Source organism: Brucella ciceri (assembly GCF_041930145.1).
GTDB classification, from domain to species: Bacteria; Pseudomonadota; Alphaproteobacteria; order Rhizobiales; family Rhizobiaceae; genus Brucella; species Brucella intermedia.
Map to the genome: position 1 here is coordinate 259,854 of NZ_JBHEEV010000002.1, position 12,787 is coordinate 272,640.

Sequence of the window (12,787 nt, forward strand, 5' to 3'; positions counted from 1 at the left end):
GACAACCAAAGCCAGTGCGCTCCAATGGTATTGGGAAAGCGTCAGGCTTCTTCGCCTTCGAACATCTGCACAGGCTGGCTCGGCATGATCGTCGAAATCGCATGCTTGTAGACAAGCTGCGAATGACCATCACGACGCAGAAGCACGCAGAAATTATCGAAGGACGTCACAATGCCGGTCAGTTTCACGCCATTGATAAGGAAAATCGTCAGCGAAATTTTCTGCTTGCGTACAGAATTCAGAAAAAGGTCTTGTAGATTTTGCGATCGTTCAGCCATTGTTTTTATTCCTTTAATCGATCAGCAGCCAGCTCGCGATGTGTTAAACGAACACGCGCATGCACATAAATCAAGGACCGGAGCGTGCAAAACCGGTACCTGACTGCAATTGCTGTGGAAAGACAACTGCTTCGCTATTCAGCTTCGGTTAACAGGATGGGAATCTTTGTGCAACCGTCAATTTCATTAGCCTCGCGGCAAATTCCAGCAGGGCCGATAATACAGCGACGCCGAATGCGCCACCAAGCTCTTCGCCTCACGGGAATTTGAAGCGGTAGAGGTGTCGCGCAACGTGCGTGAGCCTGCGTATCAGAAAAATTCCAGACTGACGCGGAACATCTGCTCCACATGCTTTACGGCGTCAGAGGTTGCGAAGATGACGACGCGGTCCTTCGGCTTGATGCGCACATCGCCGTTCGGACGGATCACCTGTCCGTCACGGTAGATCGCACCGATTCGCAGACCTTCCGGCAAGTCGAGATCGCGCAACGGCGCGCCAACCAGTGACGATGTTTCCAGAGCTTCGGCTTCGATCAGTTCGGCCATGTCGCGATAAACGCTATAGACCGCCCGGATGCGGCCTCGCCGGACATGCTGGAGAATTTTCGAAATCGTCACGGCCTTCGGGTTAATATAGGCGTCGATCCCCACCATGTGGGTGAAGTCCTGATAGGCAACCGTATTGAGCAGCGCCATGTTGGACTTGCAGCCCAGCCGCTTTGCCATGATGCTCGACAGGATATTGACCTGATCCTGATTAGTGAGCGCGACCATCAGGTCGGCGTCCTGGATGTCAGCTTCCTGAAGCAAATTCTGGTCGAGCGCGCTGCCGTGCAGCACCATGGTGCGTTTGAGCTGGTCGGCGATGGCGAAGGCACGCTCGTGCTCGCTTTCGATCATCTTGACGCGCGTATGCCATTTGCGGTCCTCGATGGCCTTGGCCACGTACAGGCCGATATTGCCGCCGCCCGCGATAACGATGCGGCTGGCTTCCGGTTTCTCGTGGCCGAACAAGGAGAGCGTGCGGCGCACCTGCTCGCGTGTCGTCACGACATAAGCGAGGTCGCCGGCATTCAGCTCGTCCGAAGATCGCGGGATGAAAAGGCTGTCATTGCGCACCACGCCGACGACGGTGGCCGCAAGATCGGGAAACAGATCGGTCAGCTGCTTCAGCGGCGTATTGATGACCGGGCATTCCTCCAGGCATTCGATGGCGAGGCCGATGATCTTGTCGTCGGCAAAACGCAGCACGTCCGTTGCGCCCTGCAAGGCGATGCGCCGCAGAACCACCTCACCCACTTCAAGCTCCGGCGAGATAATCACGTCGATCGGCAGGTTTTCGCGGAGGAAAAGATCCTGATATTCTGCCTTGAGATAGGACTGCGCGCGAATGCGGGCGATCTTGGTCGGCACGTTGAAGACCGAATGCGCCACCTGACAGGCCACCATGTTGACCTCGTCGGACAACGTGACGGCAATGATCATATCCGCTTCATCGGCGCCAGCGGCCGCAAGCACGTCCGGCTGCGAACCGTGCCCGACAAAACCACGGACATCGAGCGTGTCGCGCACGATCTCGATATGGCGGGCCGAGGTGTCGATGACGGAAACATCGTTCTCCTCGGCGGCAAGCCGCTCAGCGATGCCGTATCCGACCTGCCCTGCTCCGCAAACGATTACCCGCATGACACATCCGCCCGAGACACTTGACTATTTATACGCCGAGAGATTTCAGCTTACGATGCAGCGCCGAGCGCTCCATGCCGACGAACTCCGCCGTGCGCGAAATATTGCCGCCGAACCGGTTGATCTGGGCGATCAGATATTCCTTCTCGAAACGCTCGCGCGCCTCGCGCAACGGAAGCGCCATGATGTGCTGGTCGGATTCCGTCGGTGCACGCGGCAGCGTGTCGCCGATTTCGGCCGGCAGGAGGTCGGCCGTCACCGGCGCCTCCGGATCATCGCCGCGCGCCAGAATCATCAGGCGCTCGACATTGTTGCGAAGCTGGCGAAGATTGCCCGGCCAGCTATGCGCCTGCAAAACCGCCATCGCATCGGAGCCGATCTTGCGCGGCTTGATGCCCGCCTGTTCGGCGATCTGCTTCATGAAGTATTCGACCAGTGACGGAATGTCCTCGCGCCGCGCGGCAAGCGGCGGCACCTGCACCGGAACCACCGAGAGGCGGTGAAACAGGTCTTCGCGGAACGTGCCTTCCGCAATCATGCCTTCGAGGTTCTGCGCCGTGGAGGAGATGATGCGCACATCCACCTTCACGCGCTTGGTGCCGCCCACGCGTTCAAACTGCTGGTCGACCAGAACACGCAAAATCTTGTTCTGCGTCTCGCGCGGCATGTCGGCGACTTCATCGAGATAGAGAATGCCGCCATGGGCTTCTTCCAGAGCGCCGACCTTGCGCTCGCCGCCATCCATTTCGGTGCCGAAAAGCTCGATCTCCATGCGCTCCGGCGTGATGGTTGCGGCATTGACGGTCACGAACGGCCCATTGGCGCGGCCCGACTGCGCGTGGATGGCGCGGGCGGCAAGTTCCTTGCCAGCGCCGGACGGTCCGGTAATCATGATGCGGCTGTTGGTCGGCGCGACGCGCTCGATGGTCTGGCGCAACTGGTTCATGGCCAGCGATGCGCCGATCAATTCCAGATGGTCGCCGCTGCGCTTGCGCAGGTTCGAGACTTCGCGCTTCAACTTGGAGGTTTCGAGCGCCCGTTCCGCGATGAGGATGAGGCGGTCCGCCTTGAACGGCTTTTCGATGAAATCGTAGGCGCCGCGACGGATCGCAGACACCGCCGTTTCGATATTGCCATGACCGGAGATCATCACCACCGGCAGTTCGGGGTGCTGCTTCTTGATTTCATCGAGCAGCGCGAGGCCGTCCAGACGGCTGCCCTGCAGCCATATATCCAGAAAGACCAGCCGGGGAACGCGATCGTTGATTGCGGCGAGCGCGCTGTCCGCATCGAAGGCCGTGCGGGTTTCGTGGCCTTCATCGCTCAGAATGCCTGCAACAAGTTCCCGGATATCCGCTTCGTCATCAACCACAAGAATATCGGCAGCCATATCAAATCACCTGTCCAGCTATGTTCTTTTCGTCATTTCCCGCATCTGCTTCGATCTCACCGGCAGAACCGGCATTCACGCCAGCTTCGTTGGTGGGTGCTTGCGGGAAGACCATACGTATCATTGCGCCCCGTCCTCCGTGGAAATCCGAAGGCGCATCATGCAATTCCAGATGCCCGCCATGATCCTCGACGATCTTGCGGACAATCGCGAGACCGAGGCCGGTGCCCTTCTCGCGCGTCGTCATGTAAGGTTCGAGCAGCTTCTGGCGGTCGTCGCCCGGCAGGCCCTTACCGTTGTCGATGACATCGACAAACAATTGTCCATCCGCCTGATAGGAACGGATGAGGATATGCCCGCCCTCGCCTTCCCTGGCGCGATCTTCCTTCGGAAGTCCGTCAATGGCTTCGCTGGCATTCTTGATGACATTGCCGAAGGCCTGTCCGATCAGGCGGCTGTCAAAGGAACCCACCAGCTTTTCCGAGCCGAAATCGTTCTGGAAACGAATATCGCTGCGGCTGACTTCGACCAGGAAGGAGGCTTCGCGCAATGCCTCGCGCATATCCATAAGCCGCATTTCCGGCTTCGGCATACGGGCGAAGGCGGAGAATTCATCGACCATGCGGCCTATGTCGCCGACCTGACGGATGATCGTATCCGTGCACTGATCGAAAACCTCGCGGTCCTCGGTGATGACCTTGCCGTAACGGCGGCGTATGCGTTCTGCGGAAAGCTGGATCGGCGTGAGCGGGTTCTTGATTTCATGCGCGATGCGGCGCGCGACATCCGCCCAGGCGGACGAACGCTGCGCCTGCACCAGATCGGTGATGTCGTCCACCGTCACCACATAGGAATGATCTTCGGATTCCGTGTCCTCGACAGTTACCTGTACGTTGAAGGTGCGCGCCACGCCGCCACGGGTCATGCTGACCTGCTCGCGATGCACCGCGCGCCCCGTTGAACGGGCGACCTCGAAAGCCTGCCCGATCTCCGGCGCGATGCTTGTGAGGTTCTTGCCGACAGCATCTTCCGAAGTGACGCCGAACATATGTTCCGCCGAACGGTTCAGGATGGAAATACAGCCATCGGTCTCGATGCCGATGACGCCTGCCGTCACGCCGGAAAGCACGGCTTCGGAGAAGCGGCGGCGCTCATCGATCTGGTCCTTGGCGGAAAGCAGCTCGTTGCGCTGGCTTTTCAGCTCCGCCACCATGTTGTTGAAAGTGCCGGATAACGCGCCCACGTCGCCATCCGAAGTGCGCACCGGAACCGAAACGTCGAGATTGCCAGCCGCCACATCGTCGGATGCCCCGATCAACAGCCGGATCGGACGCACCAGCCGGTCGGCGACGGCAATGCCGGTCCAGATAGCCGAAAGCAGCACGATCAGCGTCAGGCCGAAATAGAGCAGCGCAAAGGCGATCTGCGTCGGAATGCGGTTGGCATCCATTTCCTGGTAGCGCTGGGTATTGGCTTCCATCAGGCGCATGGCGTCGAGAATCTGAGGATCGACTGCGCGAACCGTGTAGAGATAGACATCCGGTATCTCGCGCATCTTGATGATGGCGCCGACGAATTTACTGTTGCCAGGCGGAATGACCACAGCCTTTCCGTCGCTGGCGGTGTTGAGCGCGCCGGATGGCGGTGGCGGCAGTCCGGTTTCCGTACCGACATTGCTTGCAACCACAACGTCGCCGTTTTCACGCACCAGAAACCCACCGAGCAGGCCGCGGCCACGTACCTGCAATGACATAAGCTGGATGAAACCTCCCCGGTCCAGACTGTATATCGTTCGCTGCGCGTCCAGATCCTGCAGCATGGAATAGGAGGTGCTTTGCAGATTACGCCCGGTTTCGAGAATGTAGGATTGTGACAGGCTGAGCGAGGAATTGACGATATCGCGGGTGTTGGTATCGAACCAGCGGTCGAGACCGAGGTTGAGCGTGACCGACGCAACGATGGCAACCACGATGGCGGGCACCGCCGCGATCAGCGAAAACAGCGCGACAATACGGACATGCAGGCGCGAAGCCGCCTTCCCGAGCCGCCGGGCCATCACGATGCGGTAAACTTCGCGGCAGATCAGCAGGATGAGAAACAGAATCAGCGCGACATTGATGATGACCAATGCCAGCGTGACGGTCCTGTCAGGCGTGATCGGTGTAATGCCGATCAGAATGGCAAAGGAAATCGAGGCGGTGACAAGCGCCGAAATGACCGTGATAATGCCCGGCAGGGCCAGAAGCCTGCGCCCCTCGCCGCTTTGCGATGATTGTTCCTCGCCGTTCATGTTCGCCGTCAGATTCGCCGTGTTCATATTAACCATGTTACCCAATAGCGTTGCATCTATGCAACGCATTGTGGCGAAAATGCAACGTTATTCTATGTGCTCTGCTGGATCGGACTTTGGCTTGCCCGAAGCGAACCCGGAAAGTCGGCCCATCGACACTTTCAGGCCTTCAATATGGTGCGATTTCGCTGCATAAGAGCGCGCGCCGATTCCGGAATTTCCGGGCTCTTCGAAACCGGGGTGAGGGATTCTCCGACATGCAGGACAACACGCTGGGTTTCTACAATTCCAATGCGATCGACTATGCAGCCGACGGCGACACGCCCAACCCGAAACTGTTCGGCTTTCTGAAGCGCTGCAAGCCAGGGGGACGAATCCTGGAACTGGGAACGGGTTCGGGCACCGATGCGAGTGCCATTCTGAAGGCCGGATTTCAGCTCGATGCGACGGATGGCTCCTCCGAACTGGCGGCAATCGCTGCAAAACGGCTGGGGCAGCCCGTCCGCACGATGATGTTCGACGAACTTTCCGCAATCGAGGAATATGACGGGATTTACGCCTGCGCCTCGCTCACCCATGTGCCGAGAACCGAACTTGGTCCTATCATAAGACGCGTTCACAGTGCCTTGGTGAAAGGCGGGATCGTGTGGGCCAGCTTCAAGACCGGCACGGCTGAAGGCCACGACGCGCTTGGCCGCTATTACAACTATCTGTCGCCGGAAGAATTGCAGGAATACTGGAGCGATAACGGTCAATGGTCGGGCATCGAAATTGAATGCTGGACCGGCAGCGCCTACGATAAACGCTCCACTGACTGGGCCGCAGTTATAGCGGTGCGATAATCGCGAAAGAACGGCGTCAGAAGTTGAGCCTGGCCATTGCGAGCGAGTCGACAAACTCACCGGCCCGGAAAGCATCTTTGCGGCGTATGCCTTCCGAAACAAAGCCGAATTTTTCATAGAGGCGGATTGCGGGGGCATTGTCGACGTAAACGGTGAGTTCAAGCCGTTTCAGGTCGAGCCAGTTGTCGGCAATGTCGATCAGTTCGGCCATGAATGCCGTGCCGATGCCCTGTATGCCCATGATGATTGCCGCGCTATGACCACGCCGTCCTGCGTGCCGGAGCAAGCCAGCGTTTCCGACAATCTCTTCATTGATCGTCGCAACCAGAACCGTGGCTTCCGGCCCGAGCGCTTCCAGCCACTTGCGTGTCGTTTCGAGGCGTTGAAACGGAGTGCGCAAGGTGCCGAAACGAAATCCCGGCATGTTCTGCAAATGGGTGAGCCCTTCCGCATCCGCGGCTTCCACTGCGCGAATGACGAGATTTTCAGGTCGCATTTTTTCTCCGGGGTATTCTCAATTCCTCATTAAATTCAGTTGGTCCACTGGCAAACATCCAGACACGCAGAGACCGGCTGGCGGTTCTTGTCACAGATACAGCCCTTTGTTGCGGCATAGGATATGACCGGCATATCCTGCCGATAGTATGAAGACATATGCGCAAGCGCGAAACCGGAAACCATCAGGCACAGTATTCGATACATCTGGAACTCCCGTGCACGGCAAGATCAGACATTGTCCTTACCGGCACGAGAATTCTCAACTCCAACAACTGCCTCATGATTATATGGAGGCACAGTCTTGCCGCCATCATGGCCTGCCAATGGCAATGCCGCCGGTGACGGCATTGCGAAGGCCGACGGGATAACGGCCTTTTGTCCTTATTTTTCAGGGCCGTAGGCGTCGAAATCAAAGTATTTGTCGTTGACTTCCTTGTACTTGCCGTTGGCGCGGATGGCCTTGATCGCCTTGTTGAACTTTTCGACCAGTTCCGGGCGTCCCTTCTTCAAGGCAACGCCGACGCCAACACCATGGATGTTGTCATCGGGCGGATAGGTGCCGACCATCTTGCAGCAGGCGCCGTCCGGCGTCTTCAGCCATTCGCTCAGCGTTACGCTGTCATCATTGACGGCATCCAGACGGCCATTGGCCATGTCGAGGCGGTATTCTTCCGCTGTTGGATAGGCCTTGATGGTGCTCTCGGTGAAGGCGTGTTCGGCATAATTCGCATGCGTCGTGGACACCTGAACGCCGATCGTCTTGCCTGCCAGATCTTCCTTGGTCACGCCCTTGATGTCGGTGTCCTTCGGCGCGGCAATGCCGGGTGGCGTGTTGTAGTATTTATCGGAAAAATCGACCTGTTTCTTGCGCTCTTCCGTGATCGACATGGAGGAAACATAAGCGTCGAACTTCCCGGCCTGAAGCGCGGGAATAGTGCCATCCCATTCCTGTGTGATGAATGTGCACTCGGCCTTCATCTCCTCGCAAAGCGCCCGTGCGATATCGACATCGAAGCCGGAAAGAGAGCCATCCGGATTGATGAAATTGAACGGCGGATACGCGCCTTCCGTTCCGATAATCAGTTTCAGCGGTTCTTCGGCGCTTGCTGCGCCAATTGCAAAACCACCTGTCGTGGCCACGATCCCCACCATCGAAGCTGCCACAGCGATACGCTTTAAAACGCGCATTCCAGTTCCTCCCATTTCGTACCGGCCCGCTCCGGAATTGTTCTTCCGGTCCGGCCTCTTGCAAAGGGGAAGATTCACGCCGGCAATGCGAATTGGCCGACTCGTCATAATTTCTCCCCCGTAGCTATCATTAGATGGTTCGGCGCGGCTTGCACACTGTCTTTTCGCTTGCGGCGCACCGGCCCTATAACGGTCGAACGCTTTCTATCCCTGGGATTTCCCAATGCCGGTTTGCTGCCGATTGCCGGTTTCTTACACAGCGGTGACCGCCAAAGGTCGCGAACACAATCGCCTGTTCACCTAACAGAAACGATTGAATTTCACCGTTGATAGGGCTTGAGCCTTCGATGGGTACTATGAGCAACGCGGAAGCAAGGGGATGCCGACCTGTTGCGGCCTTTTTGGGGCTTGGAGACTACTGCCCGGCAGACGAGCCTTGTTCGCCGCTATTTTGCGGACTTACGCCATAGTAATAAGGCGTTGCGAAAATGAAGCCCAGGATCACGGCAACGGCCAGAATAATAAACAATAAGGACTTTCGCATTCAATTCTCCTGTTCACGAGAGACGAAACGAGCCTCCGGCGATCAAGTTCCGTCTCTCGACAAACAACTGTGACGCTCTATCTGCCGAAATCGAAACAGTGAGGGGATCGCCATGTCCAATCCGGAAGAGACAGAACCGACTGCGGATGGACTAAAAGAAGTTCTCCCGTCGAAATCGGCGGCAATACACGAGCTGATCCGGCGCGACGGAGAAAAGGAGATAAATCGCGAAGCGATGGCGCTGCTCTGGTCTGCCATTGCGGGCGGTATATCCATGAGCACTTCGATGATCGCTCGCGGCATTCTGGAGACCTATCTCCCCGACGGCGACCTGTTCTTCCTGATCAGTTCCGCGGGATATACCGTCGGTTTCATAATCGTCATCATCGCCAATCAGCAACTGTTCACCGAAAATACGATCACCCCGGTTCTGCCGTTCATGGTTGAACCTACATTGTCCCACTTTCTGAAGATGATCAGGCTCTGGGGAATAGTCCTTTTCGGCAACCTGATCGGAGGCGCCATTGCGGCCTACGTTATGGCCTCGATGCCTATTTTTTCAGACGAGGTGACAAAGACCTTCATCGGCATGGGAAGGCACCTCATGGCCAACACCAGCAATGAGTTGTTCAGCAAGGGCATAATGTCAGGGTGGCTTATCGCGACGCTGGTCTGGATGCTCCACAGCACCAAACAGGGTCACATAGCGCTGATATTTTTCGTCACCTACCTCATTGCGATCGGCGATCTGACACACATCATCGTTGGCTCGATCGAGGTGTTGTTTCTGCTGATAATTGGGGAAGTCTCCCCATTTGACAGCCTCTTCAAGTTCGGCCTCCCCACATTGTTGGGGAACGTCGTCGGTGGAACATTCATCTTCGGGTTAATTTCACACGCGCAGGTACGCGCGGACGAATGATGAGATTCCGAATATCTGGCGCGCTCTTCTCGGCAATCACACTCAGGGCGTGCGCCCGATTCTCACCGGATTATCTGCTCAAAGCAGCGTCGGCACTGGACTTCCAGACTCAATTGAACCCGTAGTCGCTGCCAATTCTACCTGTAAACTATTGATTTTTATGGCGCACCCGATGAACGTTCAGGTGGCAGGTCAGGACTGAGATACGTTATCTTTAATTCAGTGTTGTTCACGCTTCCTTTGCTCTCGTTTCTTTGTGTCTTCCCTTATAAAAACTAATGCATCGTATGTAGAGCGCACGACGATTTCGAGATGCTTACATGCTTCTTCTAAAGATGGAAACGCTTCGCTAAAGGGGGTTATTTTTCCATTCTCATAAAAATATCCCTTCTCACCAAACCTTAAGGCTTTTAAGCCTTCTTCTCGATTAAAAGTTGTGGTTTCTTCGAGTACAAATTCCTGCATTCTAACCACCTCTTCGAGAACCAACTTGTGCGCGAAACAAAACCTAGCGGCACCTAAAATTTCCCATTGTTTTTCACTTTGAATTTGAGCTGATAAAGGCGATGCCCAAAGTATTGACGAAAATATAATCACCCTATCAATGGAAACTTTTAAAATTGATTCTTTAATATATCCTGCCATGATTATAAAATTTATTAGTGTTAGGAGTATAATTTTCTGCACCCTTAGTTTATTCGTATAAATTAAAATATTCAAGGAACACTATGGACTCCTTGTTAAATTCTGGCCTTGCTTTCCCTGAAACCCCAGCCCGTTTGCGGGCTCTGTATAGGCTGTTTTCAAGGCGTCTTTTGTTATTTTGAAAACTTGTCCATCGCGCTTAGGGTTATCAGGCAATCTTGCAAAATCTCCATGGCGCGAGGCGATAGTCCAATTTTAATGTCGCGAGCTTCGTGCGGATTTCGACTGTTTTTTACCCGTCGCAACAGTACCGTGCGCTTTTCTAGATCGATAAGCGTCTCTTCATGTCGGCGAGAACGATCAACGAAAACGCCTTTATCCATGCTGGATTCCACGTCACGCGCCCACGTTTCGGCTTATACCTTCGTTCGAAACGTGCTTGTCTGGTTCGGCCAACCTTCGCCGAATTTGAACATGCCACTGTTCTGGGCCCTTTTGTCGAATCGTTGCCACCTGAAATCACCGTGATCGCTAGTGTGTCGAGGTTCGGCACTGTGTCAAAACTGTGTCAGCAAATAGCTCAATTCCACCCACCAATTTCGCGACTATTGTAATTATTTGATTTTATTGAGAAAAATGGCGCACCCGACAGGATTCGAACCTGTGACCTCTGCCTTCGGAGGGCAGCACTCTATCCAGCTGAGCTACGGGTGCATGGCCGGAAGGCTCGAAGCCTTTGCATGCGCGTTTCTAACCGAACCGCGCATGTGCATCAATGGCTTATTTTGATTAAGCGACGCAAATCTTGTCGTAAATCATGCGTCACGAACGCAAGCCCGGGGCCTCCTGCCCCGTCCGCTCGACATATTCCGTATAACCGCCGCCATATTGATGAATGCCGTCCGGCGTCAGTTCCAGAACGCGGTTCGACAAGGCACCGAGAAAATGCCGGTCGTGCGATACGAACAGCATCGTACCCTCATAGGCGGCAAGCGCCTTGATGAGCATTTCCTTGGTATCGAGATCAAGATGGTTCGTCGGCTCGTCCAGAACAAGGAAGTTCGGCGGATCGAACAGCATTGCCGCCATGACCAGGCGGGCTTTTTCACCACCTGAAAGCACCCGGCATTTCTTTTCGATATCGTCGCCGGAAAATCCAAAACAGCCAGCGAGTGCACGAAGCGGAGCCTGGCCGGCCTTCGGAAAGCGCTCTTCCAGCCATTCCAGTATGGTTGCGTCCCCGTCGAGCACGTCCATTGCATGCTGCGCGAAATAACCAAGCTTGACGCTGGCACCGATATTGACATTGCCTTTGTCCGGCTCGGCAGCGCCCGCGACCAGTTTCAGCAGCGTCGATTTTCCCGCACCGTTGACGCCCATGATGCACCAGCGTTCGCGGCGACGGACCATGAAGTCGAAGCCGTCATAGATCGTGCGGCTTCCATAGGTCTTGTGCACGCCCTTGAGGCTCACCACGTCCTCACCCGAACGTGGCGCCGGAGCGAAATCGAAGGCGACGGTCTGGCGACGGCGTGGCGGCTCCACGCGGTCGATCTTCTCCAGTTTCTTCACGCGGCTCTGGACCTGCGATGCATGGGAAGCACGCGCCTTGAAGCGCTCGATGAATTTGATTTCCTTGGCAAGCATCGCCTGCTGACGCTCGAACTGGGCTTGCTGCTGCTTTTCGTTCAGCGCCCTCTGCCCCTCATAGAATGCATAGTCGCCGGAATAGGTGGTGAGCGAGCCGCCGTCGATTTCGATGATCTTGGTGACGATGCGGTTCATGAATTCGCGGTCGTGCGAGGTCATCAGCAGCGCGCCGTCGTAATTCTTCAGGAACGCTTCCAGCCAGATGAGGCTTTCGAGATCGAGATGGTTGCTCGGTTCGTCGAGCAGCATCACGTCCGGGCGCATCAGCAGGATGCGCGCCAGCGCAACGCGCATTTTCCAGCCGCCGGAAAGCTTGCCGACATCGCCGTCAATCATTTCCTGCGTGAAGCTCAGGCCCGCGAGAACCTCGCGCGCGCGGCCGTCCAGACCATAGCCGTCCAGTTCCTCATACCGCGCCTGCACTTCACCGTAGCGCTCGATGATCGCATCCATCTCGTCCATGCGGTCCGGATCAACCATAGCACCTTCAAGCTCGCGGAGTTCGGCTGCGACCACGCTGACCGGGCCAGCACCTTCCATGACTTCCGCCACGGCAGACCGCCCGCCCATTTCACCGACATTCTGGTCGAAATAGCCAACTGTCACGCCTTTTTCGACGGAAACCTGTCCTTCGTCCGGCTGTTCATCGCCCGTAATCATCCGGAACAGTGTCGTCTTTCCCGCGCCGTTGGGACCGACAAGGCCGATCTTTTCGCCGCGGTTCAAAGCGGCGGACGCCTCGATATAGAGAATTCGATGGCTGTTGGACTTGCTGATATTGTCGATGCGGATCATGAAACGGAAGAACTTTGTGAGAGGATGTGGAACGTAAGGCGGTCGCGTTGCGGCCTCCC

At 56.1% G+C, this 12,787-nt stretch carries 13 protein-coding genes, 1 tRNA gene and 1 pseudogene; 2 read left to right on the top strand and 13 right to left on the bottom strand.

The features are described from left to right. Positions 1 to 41: 41 nt before the first annotated feature. The 5 genes and pseudogenes from hfq to JNC63_RS04420 all read right to left on the bottom strand — a co-directional run bounded on the left by hfq (position 42) and on the right by JNC63_RS04420 (position 5,713). The gene (gene hfq, locus JNC63_RS04400) at positions 42 to 278 is read right to left on the bottom strand and encodes an RNA chaperone Hfq (protein ID WP_002964239.1); all 237 of its coding nucleotides are present in this window, start codon (positions 276 to 278) and stop codon (positions 42 to 44) included. A 5-nt stretch (positions 279 to 283) separates the two neighbouring features. After that, positions 284 to 514, bottom strand: a pseudogene (locus JNC63_RS04405) (hypothetical protein). A 73-nt stretch (positions 515 to 587) separates the two neighbouring features. Next, positions 588 to 1,964 (bottom strand): Trk system potassium transporter TrkA, encoded by a 1,377-nt coding sequence (gene trkA / locus JNC63_RS04410; RefSeq protein WP_006466760.1) that lies wholly within the window; start codon positions 1,962 to 1,964, stop codon positions 588 to 590. A gap of 28 nt (positions 1,965 to 1,992) precedes the next feature. Then, complete coding sequence (ntrX, locus tag JNC63_RS04415) at positions 1,993 to 3,354, bottom strand: nitrogen assimilation response regulator NtrX (RefSeq protein ID WP_006466759.1); 1,362 nt, start codon at positions 3,352 to 3,354, stop codon at positions 1,993 to 1,995. Between the two features lies 1 nt (position 3,355). Then, the gene (locus JNC63_RS04420; RefSeq protein ID WP_063882561.1) at positions 3,356 to 5,713 is read right to left on the bottom strand and encodes a sensor histidine kinase NtrY-like; all 2,358 of its coding nucleotides are present in this window, start codon (positions 5,711 to 5,713) and stop codon (positions 3,356 to 3,358) included. A gap of 188 nt (positions 5,714 to 5,901) precedes the next feature. Between JNC63_RS04420 and JNC63_RS04425 the strand changes: the two genes are divergently transcribed. Continuing rightward, entirely contained in the window at positions 5,902 to 6,486 is a 585-nt protein-coding gene (locus tag JNC63_RS04425) for a class I SAM-dependent methyltransferase (protein ID WP_063882563.1), read from the top strand. A 16-nt stretch (positions 6,487 to 6,502) separates the two neighbouring features. Here the strand turns inward: JNC63_RS04425 and JNC63_RS04430 are convergent, their stop codons facing one another. The 4 genes from JNC63_RS04430 to JNC63_RS04445 all read right to left on the bottom strand — a co-directional run bounded on the left by JNC63_RS04430 (position 6,503) and on the right by JNC63_RS04445 (position 8,716). After that, a complete protein-coding gene (locus JNC63_RS04430) occupies positions 6,503 to 6,982 on the bottom strand; it encodes a GNAT family N-acetyltransferase (RefSeq protein ID WP_063882565.1) in 480 nt (159 codons plus the stop codon). Positions 6,983 to 7,017: 35 nt separating this feature from the next. After that, the gene (locus JNC63_RS04435) at positions 7,018 to 7,188 is read right to left on the bottom strand and encodes a hypothetical protein (RefSeq protein ID WP_155734637.1); all 171 of its coding nucleotides are present in this window, start codon (positions 7,186 to 7,188) and stop codon (positions 7,018 to 7,020) included. Positions 7,189 to 7,365: 177 nt separating this feature from the next. Continuing rightward, complete coding sequence (locus JNC63_RS04440) at positions 7,366 to 8,172, bottom strand: ABC transporter substrate-binding protein (protein ID WP_006470415.1); 807 nt, start codon at positions 8,170 to 8,172, stop codon at positions 7,366 to 7,368. 415 nt (positions 8,173 to 8,587) lie between these two features. Continuing rightward, the gene (locus JNC63_RS04445; RefSeq protein ID WP_264830430.1) at positions 8,588 to 8,716 is read right to left on the bottom strand and encodes a hypothetical protein; all 129 of its coding nucleotides are present in this window, start codon (positions 8,714 to 8,716) and stop codon (positions 8,588 to 8,590) included. A 112-nt stretch (positions 8,717 to 8,828) separates the two neighbouring features. On the opposite strand from JNC63_RS04445, the gene JNC63_RS04450 reads away from it, so the two are divergent. Further along, positions 8,829 to 9,638: a formate/nitrite transporter family protein gene (locus JNC63_RS04450; RefSeq protein ID WP_063882567.1), complete on the top strand. Its 810-nt coding sequence runs from the start codon at positions 8,829 to 8,831 to the stop codon at positions 9,636 to 9,638. A 219-nt stretch (positions 9,639 to 9,857) separates the two neighbouring features. On the opposite strand, the gene JNC63_RS04455 is transcribed toward JNC63_RS04450, so the two are convergent. The 4 genes from JNC63_RS04455 to JNC63_RS04470 all read right to left on the bottom strand — a co-directional run bounded on the left by JNC63_RS04455 (position 9,858) and on the right by JNC63_RS04470 (position 12,728). Then, positions 9,858 to 10,283, bottom strand: a complete 426-nt coding sequence (locus JNC63_RS04455; RefSeq protein ID WP_128006087.1) for a hypothetical protein — start codon at positions 10,281 to 10,283, stop codon at positions 9,858 to 9,860. A gap of 173 nt (positions 10,284 to 10,456) precedes the next feature. Beyond that, a complete protein-coding gene (locus JNC63_RS04460; RefSeq protein ID WP_063882571.1) occupies positions 10,457 to 10,666 on the bottom strand; it encodes a hypothetical protein in 210 nt (69 codons plus the stop codon). A 254-nt stretch (positions 10,667 to 10,920) separates the two neighbouring features. Next, positions 10,921 to 10,997, bottom strand: a tRNA-Arg gene (locus JNC63_RS04465). 108 nt (positions 10,998 to 11,105) lie between these two features. Beyond that, positions 11,106 to 12,728 (bottom strand): ABC-F family ATP-binding cassette domain-containing protein, encoded by a 1,623-nt coding sequence (locus JNC63_RS04470; RefSeq protein ID WP_063882573.1) that lies wholly within the window; start codon positions 12,726 to 12,728, stop codon positions 11,106 to 11,108. Positions 12,729 to 12,787: the final 59 nt, after the last annotated feature.